The organism is Sphingomonas sp. NFX23 (genome assembly GCF_049887795.1).
In the GTDB taxonomy this organism is placed as follows: Bacteria; Pseudomonadota; Alphaproteobacteria; order Sphingomonadales; family Sphingomonadaceae; genus Sphingomonas.
Genome location: NZ_JAGEKH010000001.1, coordinates 109,822 through 127,039, shown reverse-complemented (window position 1 = coordinate 127,039; position 17,218 = coordinate 109,822). Strand labels below are relative to the sequence as shown.

At 66.2% G+C, this 17,218-nt stretch carries 15 protein-coding genes and 1 pseudogene; 6 read left to right on the top strand and 10 right to left on the bottom strand.

Annotated features, from left to right (window positions below; translation table 11 throughout):
* Positions 1-61 precede the first annotated feature (61 nt).
* Both J4O76_RS00615 and queF read right to left on the bottom strand, forming a co-directional pair.
* Entirely contained in the window at positions 62-2,332 is a 2,271-nt protein-coding gene (locus J4O76_RS00615) for a glycosyltransferase (RefSeq protein ID WP_426279714.1), read from the bottom strand.
* 146 nt (positions 2,333-2,478) lie between these two features.
* A complete protein-coding gene (gene queF, locus J4O76_RS00610; protein ID WP_120301343.1) occupies positions 2,479-2,937 on the bottom strand; it encodes a preQ(1) synthase in 459 nt (152 codons plus the stop codon).
* 20 nt (positions 2,938-2,957) lie between these two features.
* On the opposite strand from queF, the gene J4O76_RS00605 reads away from it, so the two are divergent.
* From J4O76_RS00605 to J4O76_RS00585, 5 genes and pseudogenes are all read left to right on the top strand, one after another.
* Positions 2,958-4,514, top strand: coding sequence for a cryptochrome/photolyase family protein (locus J4O76_RS00605; protein WP_426279713.1), 1,557 nt, complete (start codon positions 2,958-2,960; stop codon positions 4,512-4,514).
* 24 nt (positions 4,515-4,538) lie between these two features.
* Positions 4,539-5,368 (top strand): annotated as a pseudogene (locus J4O76_RS00600) (sulfurtransferase).
* A complete protein-coding gene (gene metC, locus J4O76_RS00595; protein WP_426279712.1) occupies positions 5,365-6,561 on the top strand; it encodes a cystathionine beta-lyase in 1,197 nt (398 codons plus the stop codon). Before J4O76_RS00600 ends, metC begins: the two are co-directional and overlap by 4 nt.
* A gap of 3 nt (positions 6,562-6,564) precedes the next feature.
* Complete coding sequence (gene bluB, locus J4O76_RS00590; RefSeq protein WP_426280384.1) at positions 6,565-7,230, top strand: 5,6-dimethylbenzimidazole synthase; 666 nt, start codon at positions 6,565-6,567, stop codon at positions 7,228-7,230.
* Positions 7,231-7,450: 220 nt separating this feature from the next.
* Positions 7,451-8,308 carry a TorF family putative porin gene (locus J4O76_RS00585; protein ID WP_426279711.1) on the top strand — a complete coding sequence of 286 codons (858 nt, stop codon included), beginning with the start codon at positions 7,451-7,453 and terminating at the stop codon, positions 8,306-8,308.
* 219 nt (positions 8,309-8,527) lie between these two features.
* Here J4O76_RS00585 and J4O76_RS00580 read toward each other — a convergent pair whose 3' ends face one another.
* From J4O76_RS00580 to J4O76_RS00550, 7 genes are all read right to left on the bottom strand, one after another.
* Complete coding sequence (locus J4O76_RS00580; protein WP_056065856.1) at positions 8,528-8,941, bottom strand: DUF3035 domain-containing protein; 414 nt, start codon at positions 8,939-8,941, stop codon at positions 8,528-8,530.
* Positions 8,934-9,437: a signal peptidase II gene (gene lspA / locus J4O76_RS00575; RefSeq protein WP_426279710.1), complete on the bottom strand. Its 504-nt coding sequence runs from the start codon at positions 9,435-9,437 to the stop codon at positions 8,934-8,936. The genes J4O76_RS00580 and lspA overlap by 8 nt, the downstream gene beginning before the upstream one ends.
* Positions 9,430-12,405: an isoleucine--tRNA ligase gene (locus tag J4O76_RS00570; protein WP_426279709.1), complete on the bottom strand. Its 2,976-nt coding sequence runs from the start codon at positions 12,403-12,405 to the stop codon at positions 9,430-9,432. The genes lspA and J4O76_RS00570 overlap by 8 nt, the downstream gene beginning before the upstream one ends.
* 166 nt (positions 12,406-12,571) lie before the next feature.
* Entirely contained in the window at positions 12,572-13,495 is a 924-nt protein-coding gene (locus J4O76_RS00565; RefSeq protein ID WP_426279708.1) for a bifunctional riboflavin kinase/FAD synthetase, read from the bottom strand.
* A gap of 127 nt (positions 13,496-13,622) precedes the next feature.
* Positions 13,623-14,087: a dihydrofolate reductase gene (locus tag J4O76_RS00560; protein WP_426279707.1), complete on the bottom strand. Its 465-nt coding sequence runs from the start codon at positions 14,085-14,087 to the stop codon at positions 13,623-13,625.
* Positions 14,088-14,281: 194 nt separating this feature from the next.
* On the bottom strand, positions 14,282-14,800 hold the full coding sequence (locus J4O76_RS00555) for a hemerythrin domain-containing protein (RefSeq protein ID WP_426279706.1): 519 nt from the start codon (positions 14,798-14,800) through the stop codon (positions 14,282-14,284).
* Between the two features lie 79 nt (positions 14,801-14,879).
* Entirely contained in the window at positions 14,880-15,674 is a 795-nt protein-coding gene (locus J4O76_RS00550) for a thymidylate synthase (protein WP_426279705.1), read from the bottom strand.
* 91 nt (positions 15,675-15,765) lie between these two features.
* Between J4O76_RS00550 and J4O76_RS00545 the strand changes: the two genes are divergently transcribed.
* On the top strand, positions 15,766-16,158 hold the full coding sequence (locus J4O76_RS00545) for a JAB domain-containing protein (RefSeq protein WP_426279704.1): 393 nt from the start codon (positions 15,766-15,768) through the stop codon (positions 16,156-16,158).
* A gap of 363 nt (positions 16,159-16,521) precedes the next feature.
* On the opposite strand, the gene J4O76_RS00540 is transcribed toward J4O76_RS00545, so the two are convergent.
* Positions 16,522-17,217 carry a class I SAM-dependent methyltransferase gene (locus J4O76_RS00540; protein WP_107954741.1) on the bottom strand — a complete coding sequence of 232 codons (696 nt, stop codon included), beginning with the start codon at positions 17,215-17,217 and terminating at the stop codon, positions 16,522-16,524.
* Between the last annotated feature and the right edge of the window lies 1 nt (position 17,218).

Here is a 17,218-nt window from a genome sequence, read left to right as displayed (position 1 = left end):
AGCAGTGCCCCGCGTCGTTCCACTCAGCGCACCGTCGCCTGTCAGGCTGTCACTAGCGTGGCTAGGCGACGACGCGCGCCGCTCCTGCCACGCTTTGCGCTGCCTTTGATACCCCTGAAATCGCACAGCTTGCGAGTTGGAGCGCCAAAATCGACTCGGCACCCTGGTTTCGGTTGAGCCCGGTCGGCATCAGGCCGTCATAGCAACCGCCGTCCGCTACGCTCGCGAGCGGCAGGTCGAGGTCGTTGACGCCGAGGAACCAGCCGTAGGCGCGCAACGCCTCGTCACGCCAGCGCACGTCGCCGGTCGCGTCGTACGCAGCAGCGCACGCGTCGACGGTCGCCTGCGCTTCGAGCGGCTGCTGGTCGAACTGCAACGGCTCGGCATAGGGTCGGTTGAAGCTCTCCGACCCGACCGCGCGGAAACGGCCCTCGGGAGAGGTCTGCTTGGCGACGATCCAGTCGAGCGTGGCGAGGCCGCAGTCGATCAGGTCCTGACGCCCGAGCGCCTGGCCTGCCCGGATCAGCGCCTGCGGAAGGCGCGTATTGTCGTAGGCAAGGACGATCTCGAACCACTGCCACTCGGGGCGGCGCGCCTTGGCGAGCAGGTCGAGATGGACCTTGGGGAAGGCTTCGAGGATCGACAGCGACAGCTGGTGACCGGGCTTGGCTTCCAGCATCGCCGCCGCGCCGAGCATCGCGAACGCCTGCGCGCGCAAGGAGCCGAGTTCCAATGCCATCGACGCGGTCGAATCGAACATCGCGGTCGCCCAGTCGCGGTGCTTGGCGGCCTGCGCATCGCGCGCGGTGACGCCGAGCGACCAGAGCGTGCGGCCGTTCGAATCTTCCGACCCCGAATCCTCGCACCATGTGCGATCGAAGTTCATGAAGTTGCGGAACCGGCGCGTGTCCGGGTTCCAGGCGTATTGCACGAACGACGCGTAGATCGTCATCCACTTGTCGCGTGTCACGTCGTCGAGACCCGGTATCGCGCTCATCAACATCAGCGCGCGGCAGTTATCGTCGATGCAGTAGCCGTGGCGACGATCGGGAATCGAGTAGATCGAATGCTGGAGCATGCCGGTCGAATCGCTCATCCGCTCGACCGCGGCGAAATCAGGCGTCAGCTGCTTCAGCGGGGCTGGCACCTTGGCGAGGCGAAAAGGGCGCGCCGCCACGATCGCACGGATCTCCGTCATCATCGCTTCGGCGAGCTTCGGCCAGATCATCGTGCGGCCGCGCGCATAGGCACGCTCGGCCAGACGGTTGCGATCGCGGTCGTTCGACATCAGCGCATCGATCTCGCGCGCGAACGCATCGACATCGCCGAAGGGCACGAGCACACCGTGACCATCCGCGAGGATCTCGGTCGCGTGCACGTACGGCGTCGAGATGACGGGCTTGCCGACGCCGATCGCGTAGCTGAGCGTGCCCGACGTGATCTGCGCGGGGTTTGTGTACGGAGTCACATAGACGTCCGACGCCTGGAGATAATCGAGCAGTTCGCCATGCTCGAGGAAGGCATCGACGAACGAGACGTTGTCGGCGACGCCCTTCTCGGCAGTGAGCGCCTTCAGCTTGTCGCGGTACTTCTCGCCCTCGTACGCGACGAGGTTCGGGTGGGTCGCGCCGAGCACGACGTACAGCAGGTCGGGATGCTTCGCGATCACCGCAGGGAGCGCGTTGATGACCGTCTCGATCCCCTTGTTGGGCGCGAGCAGGCCGAACGTCAGCATGACTTTCCGCCCTTCCCAGCCGAACTTGTCCTTCAGCACGGCGGGATCGAGCAGGTCGCGATCGGGCACGCCGTGCGGGATCATGACGATCTGGCGCGAATTGGCACCGTAGACACGCTGGAGGATGTCGCGACCACGTTCGGCCATGACGATCACGCGAGCGGCGCGACGGAGCAGGCCCTCGAGCACGCGACGCTCGTCGGCGTTGGGCTTTTCGAGGATCGTGTGCAGCGTGACGATGACGGGCAGCGTGGTGCGATCGAGCAGTGCGAGGATGTGCTCGCCTGCCGGGCCACCGAAGATGCCGTATTCGTGCTGGAGCCAGATCGCCTGCGCGCCGCTGGCCTCGATCTTCCGTGCGGTGTCGATGTATGACGACAGATCAGGCTCGGGGATCGTCCCTGTGACTTCGGCCGGATAATCGTATTTGCCGGGGTGATCGTCCATCGCGTAGACGTCGACGGCGATCTCGGGGAAGCGCGCGCGCATGGCCGTGAAAACGTCGGTCGTGAAGGTGGCGATGCCACACTGTCTCGGCAGGAAATTACCGATCAGCGCCAGTCGCGCGATATTCCCACCGTCCGCCGGTTTCACCATACCCTGTCCCTCGTTTGAGCGCGCACTTCTGGGAAAACCCGGTCGCGCATCCATTTGAACGGTTCAGGTAGCATAAAGTTTCATCACATACTGCAGTGCAGCACGGCAATACTATCAACCCAGATCAAACCGGTTTTGCGCGTGCCTCATCCGCGACCGCGATAAGAGGCGACTCCCTGGTCCGGCAGCCACAGATCGTGCGGCGGTGCACTCGATTGCCAGAACACGTCGATCGGGATTCCGCCGCGCGGATACCAGTAACCGCCGATGCGCAGCCACACCGGCTTCATCTCGTCGAACAGGCGCTCGCCGATGCCGACGGTGCAGTCTTCGTGGAACCCGGCATGGTTGCGGAAGCTGCTCAGGAACAGCTTGAGCGACTTGGACTCGACGATCGTCTCGCCGGGGACATAGTCGATGACGAGATGCGCGAAGTCGGGCTGGCCGGTGACCGGGCACAGCGACGTGAACTCGGGCGCCGCGAACCGCACGAGATACGTCCGGCCCGGGCGCGGGTTCGGAACATAATCGAGCACGGCCTCTTCTGGAGAGGCGGGGAGGGCGCTGTTCTGGCCGAGATGCAATGGGTTCTGGGGAGCGGTCATGTGCCGCCATGTAGGATGCGATGACGCGCAAGAAAACCACACTCGTACCGATCCTCGGCGACCAGCTCACGATCGACCTCGCCTCGCTGCGGGACTGTGATCCTGAAACCGCGATCGTGCTGATGATGGAGGTCGACGGGGAGGCGACCTATGTCCGTCACCACAAGCGCAAGATCGCGTATATCCTGTCGGCGATGCGGCACCACGCCGAGGCGCTGCGCGAGGCCGGGTGGACGGTAGAATACACGCAGCTCGACGACCCCGATAATGCAGGCAGCTTCACCGGCGAGATCGCGCGCGCGGTCGAGCGGCATGACCCGGATCGGATCGTCGTCACCGAGGGCGGCGAGTGGCGCGTGATGGCGATGCTCGAAAGCTGGGAGACGCTGTTCGGCATCCCGGTCGAGATCCGCAGCGACGACCGCTTCCTCGCCAGCCATGCCGATTTCGAGACCTGGGCGGCGGAGCGCAAGTCGCTGACGATGGAATGGTTCTATCGCCAGATGCGGACGCGCACCGGGCTGTTGATGACCGCCGGCAAGCCCGAGGGCGACCGCTGGAACTTCGACAAGGAGAACCGCAAGCCCGCCAAGAACGACCTGCTGATGCCGCGCCCGCTAGTCTTCGCGCCGGATGCGATTACGAAGGACGTGCTGGCGCTGGTGGCGGAGCGGTTCGCCGAGCATCCGGGGAGCCTCGACGGGTTCGAATACGCCGTGACCGCGAAGGATGCGGAGCGGCAGGCGGCGAACTTCTTCAAGCACGCGCTGGCGCAGTTCGGCGATTACGAGGACGCGATGCTCACCGGCGAGCGGCACCTGTGGCACTCGATCCTGTCGCCCTACATCAATTCGGGGCTGCTCGATCCGCTCGACCTGTGCCGGCGCGCGGAAGCGGAATATCGCGCCGGTCGAGCGCCATTGAACGCGGTCGAGGGGTATATTCGCCAGATCATCGGCTGGCGTGAATACATGCGCGGGATCTACTGGCGCGAGGGGCCGGACTATGTCGAGCGCAACTTCCTCGATCACCACCGCGAGCTGCCCGGCTGGTACTGGACCGGCGAGACCGACATGCACTGCCTGCGGGAGGCGATCGGCCAGACGCTGGAGACCGCGCACGCGCACCATATCCAGCGGTTGATGGTGACGGGCAATTTTGCGCTGCTGATCGGCGCGGACCCGGCCAAGGTGCACCTCTGGTATCTGGAGGTGTATGTCGACGCGTATGAATGGGTCGAGCTGCCCAATACGCTGGGGATGAGCCAGTTCGGCGATGGCGGCTTGTTGGGGTCTAAGCCGTATATCTCGTCGGGCGCGTATATCGACCGGATGTCCGATTATTGCGGGACGTGCCGGTATAACGTGAAGCAGCGGATCGGGCCCGATGCGTGTCCGTTCAACGCGCTGTACTGGGATTTCCTCGCGCGGCACGAGGACAAGCTCGGGCGGAACAACCGGCTGGCGATGCCGTATCGGAACTGGGCGAAACAGTCCGAGGCGGACCGTGAGGCGACGCGTGCGCAGGCGGCCGGGTTCCTCGCGTCCCTCGACGCGAGCGGCCCGGCTGGCTACTGACCGATCGAGCACAAGGAGCCGCATATGGACGCGTTGGTAAGCACCGATTGGCTGGCGAACGAACTGGGCGCGAGCGATCTGAGGATCGTCGACGCGACCTACGCCGAGGGGCGCGATGCGGCGGCGGAGTATGAGGCCGCGCATATTCCCGGCGCGGTGTTCATGACTTGGGCGAACTTCGCGATACCGACAGCGACCTGCCCAACATGCTGCCCTCTGCAGATAAGTTCGCGAGCCAAATGCAGACGCTGGGGCTCGGCGATGGCAGCCGGATCGTCTTGTACGACAGCTCGCCCTGGCACACGTCGGCGCGAGCATGGTGGATGCTGCGGCTGTTCGGCGCGCACAACGTTGCGATCCTCGATGGCGGGCTGGCCAAGTGGCAGGCCGAGGGGCGCGAGACCGCATCGGGCAAGGATACGCCGCGGCATCGTCATTTCACGACCTGGGCGGACCTGAAGGGCGTGCGCGATCTCGACCAGATGAAGGCGAACGTCGCAAGCGGGGCGGAGCAGGTACTCGACGCGCGCTCCGGGGCACGCTTCACGGGTGCGGAGGAAGATCCGAGGCCGGGGACGGCGCCGGGGCATATTCCGGGGTCGAAGAACCTGCCGCAAGGTGCGGTGTTCAACGCGGACGGGACGTGGAAGACCGGCGACGCGCTGAAGGCCGAGTTCGACAAGGCCGGCATCGACCTGGCGAAGCCGCTGGTGATGACCTGCGGCTCGGGGATCACGGCATCTGTCCTTGCGTTCGGCGCGCACCTGCTCGGTAACGACGCGGCGCTGTACGACGGCAGCTGGTCCGAATGGGGCGGCGATCCCGAGACACCCAAGGCGACAGGCACAGTATGAGCGACACGAACAAGCCGGTCGGCGACGCGACCAAGGTCGTCCTCGCCGGTCGTCGCCCGGAATGGACTCAAGGGATCGTCAGCCCGCCGGTCTGGCGCGCCTCGACCATCCTCTACGATTCGGTCGGCCACCTTCGCGACAGCGCCACGCGCGATACGCATCACCGCCTGTTCTACGGGCGCAAGGGTACGCCGACGCAGTGGAGCCTCGCCGACGCGCTGACCTCGCTCGAGCCCGGCGCGGAGGGGACGTTCCTCTATTGCTCTGGCGTCGCGGCGATCGCGGCGGCCCTGCTGTCGGTGCTGTCCCCCGGCGACGAACTGCTGCTGGTCGACAGCGCCTACGACCCGACGCGCGGCATGGCGGGCGGGCTGCTCAAGCGGTTCGGGATCACCACGCGCTATTACGACCCGATGATCGGCGCGGGCATCGCCGACCTGATCGGCGAGAAGACGCGGGCGATCTTCATGGAGAGCCCCGGCTCCTTGAGCTTCGAAGTGCAGGACGTCCCCGCGATCGTCGCCGTCGCGAAGGCGAGGGGGGTGACCACCCTGCTCGACAACACCTGGGCGACCCCGCTGTTCTTCCCCGCGATCGAACGCGGCGTCGACCTGACGATTCTCGCCGGCACCAAGTACGTCGTCGGCCATTCGGACGTCATGCTCGGCTCGGTCACCGCCGCACCCGGGCATTTCAAGAAACTGCGCGAGACGAGTTTCCAGCTCGGCCAGGTCGCCAGCCCTGACGATTGCTGGCTCGGCAGCCGCGGTCTGCGGACGATGGCGGTCCGCCTCACGCAGCATCAGTCGAGCGCGCTGACCATCGCGAAGTGGCTTCAAGGCCGCCCCGAAGTCGCGCAGGTCCTCCACCCCGCGCTTCCCGACTGCCCCGGCCACGACCTGTTCGTCCGCGACTTCAAGGGCTCCAGCGGCCTGTTTTCGTTCGTCCTGAACGGCGGTGACGAAGCGTCCCGCGCCGCCTTGATCGACACGCTGCAACTGTTCGGCATCGGCTATAGCTGGGGCGGTTTCGAAAGCCTCGCCATCCCCGCCGACCCGCAGCGCCACCGCAGCGTCACCAAGCGCGACGCCGCAGGCCCGATGGTCCGCCTCCAGATCGGCCTCGAAGACCCCGCCGACCTGATCGCCGATCTCGAAGCCGGGCTCGCGGCCTTCACCGCAGCGCGGACCTAGGCGATTTTCGACCAAGTCGCGCACGCGGGGGAGGCCACCGAAGCACCGATCTTCGCACCCGCGTTCCAAGCCGAACTCGAAACGCTGTTCCGCTGGCGCCGCGATGTCCGGCATTTTCGGCGCGACCCGCTGCCGACCGGGTTGCTCGACCGGTTGCTGGAGATCGCCAACGCCTCGCCGTCGGTCGGGCTCAGCCAGCCCTGGCGGTTCGTCACGATCGATGACCCCGCCCGCCGCGCCGCAGTCCGCGCGGACTTCGAGGCGTGCAACGCGGCGGCGTTGACGACGCAGGAGGGGGCGAGGGCAGCTAGCTACGCACGGCTCAAGCTTGCCGGGCTCGAACGGGCGCCGTGCCATGTCGCGGTGTTCGTCGAACCCGACCCGGAGCAGGGCCACGGTCTCGGCCGCCGGACCATGCCCGAAGCCGTCGCCTATTCCGCGGTGATCGCGGTCCATACGCTGTGGCTGGCCGCCCGCGCGCAAGGGATCGGCCTCGGCTGGGTCTCGATCCTCGACCCGTCGCGCATCCGTGGGATCCTCGACGTGCCCGAGACCTGGCAGCTCGTCGCATATCTCTGCATCGGCTATCCCGAGACCGACGCGGTCGTCCCTGAACTCGAGCGCGAAGGGTGGGAAAACCGAAGCCCGATTAACGCCATAGCGCGCTGAACGCGCGTTGGATGCGACGGCTGCCTTTTAAATAAGTGTGGCGGTTGCGCAACATGCGCGCTGTCAAAGCCCGGTTGTACGCAAGATTCGCTTGTGCGGCGCACCATGGGCTGTCATCGCGGTGTCACCGTTGGAAAGACCGCACTGGGGTTTGGCCCCGAAAGATGCGGCGTTCACGGATGCAGGGCGGACATCGACTTCCGGTATCGAAAGGGAAACGATGCGCTTCACCACACTTCTTCTCGGCGGCATTGCTTTGGCTGCCGCAACGCCAGCGTTCGCACAGGATGCGGCTACGGCGCCTCCCAAGGAGGTCACCGTCTCCGGCTCGGTCGGCCTCACCAACGACTATCGCTTTCGCGGCGTGTCGCAATCGGACGAGAATCTCGCCGTCCAGGGCGGCATCACGATCGCGCACAAGAGCGGCGTGTATATCGGCACCTGGGGTTCAAACCTCGCGGGCTGGGGTACGTTCGGCGGTTCCAACATGGAGCTCGATCTGATCGCCGGCTACAAGACGCCGATCGGTGGCGGCGGCGCGATCGACGTCGGCGCGACCTGGTACATGTATCCAGGCGGCTTCGACAACACCGACTTCATCGAGCCCTATGCCAAGCTGTCGGGTACCGTCGGCCCGGTCGCGTTGCTCGCGGGCGTCGCCTATGCGCCCAAGCAGCAGGCGCTCGGGCCTTGGTATGTCAACGGCACGTCGGCTGCGAACGGGGTGTACGACCGCGTCAATGCGAAGGACGACAACCTCTATCTCTGGGGCGATATCAGCAGCGGGATCCCCAACACCGGGCTGACCGTGAAGGCGCATGTCGGCCATTCGAACGGCAACAAGGGCCTCGGGCCGTTCGCGACCAGCGTGTCGCCGACCGGCGAGTATTGGGACTGGCTGTTCGGTGCGGACTACGTGATCCCGACGACCCCGCTGACGCTGGGCGTGGCGTATGTCGACACCGACATCTCGAAGCGCGAGTCGGCGTATCTCCAGCCGAGCTTCAGCCGTGGCCAGGACGGCACCGGCTCGATTGCTGGCGGCAAGGTGCTGGTGTCGCTGACCGCGGCGTTTTGAACGCCTGAGGAGAGGGCGCGGCGAGCTTTCCGCGCCCCTCAACCTGAAAGCTTGTTTCCCCGCGAAGGCGGGGACCCAGACTGGGCTCCTGCCTTCGCGGGAGAACAAGGAAGGGAAGCTAAGGCTTCCACTGGCATCTCCTGCTCTTCGAATCTTTAGGCACGAAAAAGGGCGGCCCCGCGAGGAGCCGCCCTTCTTTCGTCAGCCGCTAGGACCTACTCAGTTCGCGGTGGTCTTCGCGTCCTGGCCGTCGCCCTCCGGTGCGGCGACGATGTCGCGCGTCGTCGAACCCTTGTCGACGACCGTCGTGCCGGGATCGCCTGCGCTGGAGCGGATGCCGGGATCGTCATTGTCGGCGCCCGCATCAGCGACGACACCCGACTCGGCCGGGCTGCGCGCAGCGGCCCCACCGAACAGCGCGTCGAGCGTCTGCGCGTTGGCCGCGGTATCCTGCGGGCGGGCGGCGCCGGGCTGCGGCGGGACCAGCGCGAAGTCGGGCGGGATCACCAGCGGCGCCTGGCGCGCGACGGCGAACTCGTCCGGACGTGCGCGATCGAGGCTACGGCCTGCCCCGCAACCCGAAAGCAGCGCGACGCATGTGAGGCCGGCGGCCAGGGGTACGAACTTACGCATGGGAATTCTCCACAGGGGGCTTCTCGCGCACGAGGAGCGCCCGAACAAGCAGGACGAGCACGCCGACAGTAATCGCTGCATCGGCGACATTGAAGACCAAAAACGGACGCCACTCGCCGATATGCAGGTCGCAGAAATCGACCACGTAGCCGAGCCGGATCCGGTCAAGGATGTTGCCGACCGCGCCGCCGAGCACGAAGCCCAAGGCGACCTGATCGGCGGGGTTCTTCTCGCGCGTCATCCACACCGCGACGCCGATCGCGATCGCGCCGGTCAGCAGCACCAGCGCCCAGCGGGTCAGGTGCCCGTCGGCGGGGAGCAGGCCGAGCGAAATGCCGATGTTCGGCACGAAGCGCAGGTCGAAGAACGAGGTGATCGTCTGCGACTCGCCGAGCGAATCGATCCCGAGCGGCTTGGTGACGGCCCATTTGCTGAGCTGGTCGGCTAGGAACAGCGCGATCGCCGCGCCGAACCCGGCTTTTGGCAGGTTACGCATCGGCCACCACCTCGTCGCACCGGTTGCAGAGCTCGCCATCGACCGTCACCTCGGGGAGGTGGCGCCAGCACCGGCCGCATTTGTGGAACTCGGTGCGCGTCACGGTGACCACGTCGCCCGGCGTGACCTTGGCGACGATGAACGCTTCGGCGAGCGCGTCCGCATCGAGCAGCATCGACGGCACGGTGATTTCGGCCTCCAAGCTGGAGCGCACGGTCTTTTCGCGGCGGAGTGGTTCGATCGCCTCGGTGACTTGAACGCGTAGCTGGCGGATCTCATGCCATTTGCGGCCGACCACGTCGTCGGCGTCGAGCGACGGTAGCGTCGGCCATTCGAGGTAGTGGACCGAGCTGTCGTCGCTCGGGAAACGCGACTGCCACACTTCTTCCGCGGTAAAGCAGAGCACCGGCGCGGCGTAGCGGACCAGCGCGTGGAACAGCACGTCGAGGACGGTGCGGTACGACCGGCGCTTGATGTCGCCCGGCGCGTCGCAATAGAGCGAGTCCTTGCGGATATCGAAGAAGAACGCGGACAGGTCCTCGTTCGCGAAGTCGGTCAGCAGGCGCGTATAGCGGTTGAACTCGTAGGCTTCGGCCGCCTGGCGCAGCTCCGTGTCGATCATGCCGAGGCGGTGGAGCACGTAGCGTTCCAGCTCGGGCATGTCGGACACGGCTACGCGCTCCGACTCGTCGAAGTCTTCGAGCGCGCCGAGCATGTAGCGGAACGTGTTGCGCAGCTTCCGATACGCGTCGGAGGCGGTGGCGAGCACTTCCTTGCCGATCTTCACGTCGTCGAAATAGTCGGTCGAGGCGACCCACATGCGCAGGATGTCCGCGCCGGACTCGCCGATGATCTTCAAGGGATCGACGACGTTGCCGAGCGACTTCGACATCTTCCGCCCCTGGCCGTCGAGCGCGAAGCCGTGGGTGAGGACCGCGTCATACGGTGCGCGACCGCGCGTGCCGCAGCTTTCGAGCAGCGACGACTGGAACCAGCCGCGATGCTGGTCCGAACCTTCGAGATACAGATTGGCCCGCGTACCTTCGCCGTAGCGCGCTTCGACGGTGAAGACGTGCGTGCAGCCGGAGTCGAACCAGACGTCCAGGATGTCCTTGACGACCTCATAGTCGGCCAGGTCGTAGTCAGGGCCGAGCAGCGCCTGGTGACCGTCGGCGTACCAAGCGTCCGCGCCGTTCTGGCGGAAGGCTTCGACGATGCGGGCGTTGACGGCCGGGTCGTTGAGATACTGGCCGGTGAGGCGGTTGACGAACAACGCGATCGGCACGCCCCAGGCACGCTGGCGCGAGATGACCCAGTCGGGGCGGCCCTGCACCATCGACGTGATCCGGTTTTCGGCGCGCGCGGGGATCCAGGTGGTCGCCGCGATCGCGTCGAGCGCGATTTCGCGGAGGGTGGCGCCGTTGCCTTCTGCTTCTGCTCCCCTCCCGCTAGCGGGAGGGGTTGGGGGAGGGGAGGCGTCGAGCGCAGCATTCGCGGCACTGCCCTCCCCTAGCCCCTCCCGCAAGCGGGAGGGGGACTCGGTGTCGCTCCGGTCCATCGGGATGAACCATTGCGGGGTCGCGCGGAAGATCACTTTCGCCTTCGAGCGCCACGAATGCGGGTAGCTGTGCTTGAAGTCGTCGCTTGCCGTCAGCAGCGCACCAGCCTCGCGCAGGTCGGTGCAGATTGGGCCATCCGCGCTAACGAACTTCTTGTTGATGACGCTGCCCTGGCCACCGAGCCAGGCCCAGTCGGCACGGTACATGCCGGCGCCGTCGATCGCGAAGACCGGGTCGATGCCGTATTGCTTGCAGAGTTCGAAATCGTCCTCGCCGTGATCCGGCGCCATGTGGACGAGTCCGGTGCCCGCGTCGGTCGTGACGAACTCGCCGGGGAGGAACGGGCGCGGCTTTGCGAAGAACCCGCCGAGTGCGTGCATCGGGTGCCGCACGGTTGCGTCGGTGAGCGCAGAACCCTTCCCGCGCCAAAGGATCGCAGCGCCACCCTCCTCTCCGTCACCCCGGCGGAGGCCGGGGCCCACCTCACCGCGGTCTCCCCCGTTGGTAAGTGGGTCCCGGCCTCCGCCGGGATGACGGGAGGGGAGGGTACGGGCAAAGAAGCTGTCGATCAGCGCCTCGGCGATCAGGAAGCGACGATCGCCGTCCGCCAGCAGAACATACTCGATCTCAGGCCCATAACTCAGCGCCTGGTTCACCGGGATCGTCCACGGCGTGGTCGTCCAGATCACCGCATGCGCGCCGACCAGTTCGGGCGCGTTCGGCGCAGAGTCGATCTCAAACGCCACGTCGATCTGCGTGGAAACGATGTCCTCATACTCGACTTCGGCCTCGGCGAGCGCGGTCTTTTCAACCGGCGACCACATCACCGGCTTGGCGCCGCGGTACAGCTGGCCGCTCTCGGCGAACTTCAAAAGCTCGCCGACGATGGCGGCTTCCGCCTCGTACTTCATCGTCAGATACGGATCGGCCCAGTCGCCCATCACGCCGAGCCGTTCGAACTCGGCCTTCTGCACGGCGACCCATTTCTCGGCATAGGCGCGGCATTCGGCGCGGAACTGGTCGACGGGGACGTCGTCCTTGTTGAGCTTCTTGGCGCGATACGCTTCCTCGACCTTCCACTCGATCGGCAGGCCGTGGCAGTCCCAGCCGGGGACGTACGGCGCGTCCTTGCCCATTAGCGACTGCGAGCGGACGATGATGTCCTTCAGGACCTTGTTCATCGCGTGGCCCATGTGAATGTCGCCGTTCGCGTAGGGCGGGCCGTCATGCAGGATGAACCGCTCGCGCCCGAGCCGCTGTTCGCGCAACCGGTCGTAGATGCCGAGCTTGGCCCAGCGCTCCAGGATCGCCGGCTCCTTGGCGGCGAGGCCCGCCTTCATCGGGAAGTCGGTCTTCGGCAGGAAGACGGTGTCGCGGTAATCGCGGGCGGGCGCAGGAGTATCGGTCATAAGTGGGCCGGGCTGTAGCCGGTAGCTTGCCGCGTTGCCATCCCTGTCCCGCTCTTGCTCCCCTCCCTGGAAGGGAAGGGCTGGGGGTGGGTTGGTTCGGAATTGCCGTCACGTCCGCCAACCGGCCGACCCACCCCCGACCCCTCCCTTTCAGGGAGGGGGGAAGTCAACCGAGGATCGCCCGGGCCCGCGCGCAGTCGGCATTCATCTGCGTCGTCAGCGCTTCGAGACTGTCGAACTTCGCCTCCGGGCGGAGATACTCGACCAGCGAAACCTCGACGCGACGGCCGTACAGATCCTCCGAGAAGTCGAAGAAATACGGCTCCAGCAATTCCTTCGGCGGATCGAAGCTCGGGCGGATGCCGAGGTTGGCGGCGCCCTTCAGCACGCGGCCGTCGTCCAGCCGCCCGGTCGCCGCATAAATCCCGTACGCTGGCCGAAGGTAATTGCCCATGTCGAGATTGGCGGTCGGATAGCCGATCGTCCGGCCCAGCTTGTCGCCGTGCTGCACCACGCCCTCGATCGCGAACGGCCGGGTGAGCAGGCGCGTCGCGGTCGCCATGTCGCCGCTGCGCAAGGCGTCGCGGATGCGCGTGGACGAGACGGTCTCGCCGTTCAGCGCGACCGCGCCGACGGTCTCCGCGCGGAACCCGTGGACCGGGCCGCGCGAGGCAAGCGTGTGGACGGTGCCGGCTTTGCCCTTGCCAAAGGTGAAGTCCTCGCCGGTGACGACGCCGCCGATGCGGAGATTGTCCTCGAGCCGCTGGGCGATGAACTCCTCGGCGGTCAGCGCGGCAAGATCGCCGTCGAAATGGAACACCACCATCGCGTCGGCGCCGGCGTCCGCGAACAGCCGCTCGCGCTGGTCGAGTGTGGTGAGGCGGAATGGCGCGGTGTCGGGGCGGAAATGCCGGACCGGATGGGGATCGAACGTCGCCACCAGCGCGGGGCGGCCCTCGGCTTTGGCCCAGGCGATCGCGCGCGCGACCACCGCCTGGTGACCGAGGTGGAATCCATCGAAATTGCCCAGCGCGACGATCCCGTTCGCGAGATGCGAAGGAATGGACGCGCCGCCGTCGAGCCGCTGCATGCGCGGTTCAGTAACCAGCCGCCGCGAAAGGCGATAGTCCTTCCGTGCGGTCGTCTCCCGCAACTCCCTGTTCTCCCGCGAAGGCGGGAGTCCAGCCTGGGCTCCCGCCTTCGCGGGAGAACACGTCTTAGGCGCGGTTGAGGGTGACGAAGCTGAAAGCGGGCCGTTGCTGTTCGCCTGGGTGGTCCTCGCGGGCGATTTCGTGCCAGCCCTCAAACGCGGGGACCACAGCGTCGCCCTCGGGTTCGTCATGGACTTCGGTCAGTTCGATCCGGTCCGCATGGGGGAGCAACTGCGCATAAATCTGTGCGCCACCGATGACTGCGACGTCATCGCCCGCCATCGCCAGCGCTTCCTCGACCGAATGCGCGACCTCGGCGCCTGGAGCCGTCCAGTCGCCGCGGGTGAGAACGATATGTCGGCGGCCGGGGAGGGGGCTCGGGAAGCTCTCGAACGTCTTGCGCCCCATCACCATCGGCTTGCCCATCGTCAGCGCCTTGAAGCGCTTGAGGTCGGCGGGGATGCGCCAGGGTAGCTGGCCGTCACGGCCGATGACGCCGTTGGTAGCGCGGGCGAGGTAGAAGGTGATCATGTTTCGGTCATGCCGGAATGAGGGAAGGGGGGCTACACTTCCGTTTAAGTCGGCATACTCCGCCTAACGAGCAACCACCCCGGCGGAGGCCGGGGCCCAATTGGGAAACGCTGCTGATGGACGCCGCGCCCTGTTACTCCGACCTTTCCAATTGGGCCCCGGCCTTCGCCGGGGTGGTAGATAAACCGTGTGGCTCAACCCGGCGCGTGTTCCTTCACATACGCCTCGGGATCCTTCTCGACGACCTTCACCCCGTTCAGGTGATTCGCCTCGAACGCCGCAAACCGCACGCCAAGCTCGTGCCGTTCCTCCAGCGTCGCATGCTTGCGGAAGTCGGTCAGGCCCTGGCGCTCTTCCTCAGCCAGGTGATCGCTGTTCGCCTTGTTGCACTCGCCGACCGCTTCGAACCAGGCGTCCGAGCCGACCGGGTGCTTGTCGACCGCCTCGCCCGTCTCGCGAATGTCGTTGTGATCCTCAATCGCGTCCTCGGTCTCCTCGGCGGCCGAGTCGGCATCGTTGCCACCGGTGCCGATCTTCATCAGCCGCGGGTAGAAGAAGCGCTCCTCGGCCTCGGCATGCGCGTCGAGCAGGTTCTTGAGGCGAGTCCATAGAGCCGACAGCGCCTCGGTGTCCGTGGCGTCGATCGAATCGATCTGAGCGAACAATGCGCGCTGCTGCGCGTGTTCGTCGAGAATGAGCTGTGTGATATCCATGCGCATCTGAACCGCACAGCGGACGGGCGGTTCCTATTGCGATTCGGTCGCGCGGCGCTGCCGCGGGGTCGCTCCCTGTTCAGACCGCTACGGGGGCCTTGATGTGCGCCTGCGCGACGTAGTCGTGGAGGACGAAATCCTCATACTCGTACGCGTCGATCGAGTCCGGCTTCCGCAAAATCTCAAGGCGCGGGAGAGGCCCCGGCGAGCGGGTCAGTTGCAGTTGCGCCTGCTCCAGATGATTCGAATAGAGGTGGCAATCGCCGCCGGTCCAGATGAACTCGCCGACCTCGAGCCCGCATTGCTGCGCGAGGATGTGCGTGAGCAGCGCGTAGCTGGCGATGTTGAACGGCACGCCGAGGAAGATGTCGCCCGAGCGCTGGTAGAGCTGGAGCGAGAGCCTGCCGTTGGCGACGTGCGTCTGGAAGAGGCAGTGGCACGGCGCGAGCGCCATCGCGTGAAGGTCGCCCGGGTTCCACGCGCTGACGATCTGGCGGCGCGAGGCGGGGTTGGTCTTGATCTGGCCGATCAGCTCGGCGATCTGGTCGATGTGGCGGCCGTCCGCAGCAACCCAGTCGCGCCATTGCTTTCCGTAGACCGGGCCGAGATCGCCGTCCTCGTCCGCCCATTCGTCCCAGATCGCGACTTTACGCTCTTGCAGCCAGCGGACGTTGGTGTCGCCGCGGAGGAACCACAGAAGTTCGACGATGATCGAGCGAAGGTGAAGCTTCTTGGTGGTGAGCACGGGGAAGCCCTGCGCGAGATCGAACCGCATCTGCGCGCCGAACACGCTGAGCGTGCCGGTGCCGGTGCGGTCCATCGTCTCGACGCCGGTCGAGAGCACGCGGTCCATGAGGTCTAGATATTGGCGCATGCGGGGGGCGTAGCGGCGTAGTGGCGGCGGCTCAAGCCGATGTGGACGCGGTTGCGCGTGCAGCCGCCCGCGCGCCGACGCAGTCGGGTATGTGCCGCCGCCACCCGTACCATCCCCTCGTATCACCGACCTCAAGACGGCGCGCGCGCTGTTCGCTGGCTTACGTGATGCCACGGTAGAGACAGTCGCGGTCGCGTATCTTGATCCGAATCGGAGGCTTCTCGGGATGCGGCATGTCGTCGGGGGGCGGGATCAGGTGGCGATCCCGATCCGGACGGTCGCGGTGGATGCGTTGGCGTTCGGGGCTTACGGGGTGATCATCGCGCACAACCATCCGAGCGGGGATGCTACGCCGAGTGCGCGCGATGTGGCGTTCACGCGGGCACTGGCCGTTGGGTTGCGGACGTTGGAAGTGGTTTTGATCGATCACCTGGTGATCGCGGGGGACGAGGTGACGAGTTTGCGAGCGATGGGGATCGTCTGACTTGTCGCATCGATTCCTATCGAACCTGTGGCGGACATCACCGAGATGGGGGGCGTCTGCTAGTTGACGACACAAAAGCTTGTTTCCCCGCGAAGGCGGGGACCCGGACTGGGCTCCCGCCTTCGCGGGAGAACAAGGAAGCGTGGGCTGCCGTCGGGTTGCGGGCGATGGCTTCTCAAGTTTGCGGGATTGGCGTGGGTGTGAGGAGCGCTTGTTCCCAATTCCACCACCCCGGCGAAGGCCGGGGCCCAATTGGGGGACGTTGCCAACGACACGCAGTTCGCTGTTACTGCGACCTTTCCAATTGGGCCCCGGCCTCCGCCGGGGTGGTGCATCTGGATCGGTAACGGCCCGAACCAAAGCTCACCCCAGCCGGCACGCCCGGATCGCTTCCGGCGCCGGCCGCGGCCCGTTAGCGCGGAACGTCGCGATGTACCCGCCCGCAGAGGGCATGTCGTCGGTATCCACCTGCGTATACCCGACCGCCGCGAACTCGCACTTCAGCAGCGCCGGCGGCGTGCCGTGGTTCTGCGTCGGCCGGTTCGCATCGACCACCACCACCAGCCCGTCGGGCTTCAGCGACGGCCGCAACCGCCAAAGGAACTCATACGGCTGCTCGATCTCGTGGTACATATGCACCATCAGCACCCGGTCGAAGCTCGCCTCGGGCAGTTTCGGATCGTTCGCCTCGCCCAGCTTCACGCTCACGTTCGCCAGATCCTCGCGCGCGACGCGTTCGGCGAGCTGGTCGCGCACCGCCGGGATGATGTCCTCGGCGAGCACGCGACCATCCTTGCCGACGCGCGCCGCGAGACGGATCGTGTAATAGCCTTCGCCCGCGCCGATATCCGCGACCGTCATACCCTTGCGGATCTCGCCCTTGTTCATGACCTCGCCGGCCTCGTTCAGCCGGTCGCGCGCTTCCTCGTTCGACCAGCGCGTCGAGACGATCGACGCGACCGGACGGTCGGCGGCGGGGAACACCGGTTCCTTGGGCTCGCGCTTGATCAGTGGCTTGCTGCCGTCACACGCGCATAGCGCAAGCATCGGCAGGACCATC